This is a genomic window from Pseudoalteromonas sp. SG45-2 (genome assembly GCF_014164115.1).
Classification (GTDB): Bacteria; Pseudomonadota; Gammaproteobacteria; order Enterobacterales; family Alteromonadaceae; genus Pseudoalteromonas; species Pseudoalteromonas distincta.
On the sequence record NZ_JACJEO010000071.1, the window covers coordinates 1 to 420 of the forward strand.

Here is a 420-nt window from a genome sequence, read left to right on the forward strand (position 1 = left end):
TACCGGTGCAAACTTATCAGGTCTTAACGATGGCGAATTAACTGCCACAGCCACAGTCAGTGATGAAGCTGGCAATACAGCAACCGATACAGACACCGCCATTCACGATAAAACAGCAGTAACCAGCATTGATGTTGCAACAGGTGATGACACTGTTATTAATACCGCAGAGCAAAGTGATGTAGTTGTAAGCGGTATAATAGAAGAGGCTGATGCTAACCAAACAGCCACTGTGGTATTTACCGATGTGAACGGAGATAAAGTCACGGTTGAAGACGTCGCGATTAATGCAGCTGGTGAGTGGGCAATAAATGCCACTAATATTTCAGGCCTTGCTGATGGTGAAATTACAGCAAGTGTTAGCGCACTAGATGTTGAAGGTAATTTAGCCACAAACGAAACCAGCTTTACCAAAGACAC

1 pseudogene is annotated in these 420 nt (G+C 44.3%); it reads left to right on the forward strand.

Annotated elements, in window-relative coordinates:
• Positions 1-420 (forward strand): annotated as a pseudogene (locus tag H5116_RS20130) (hypothetical protein); the annotation flags it as partial.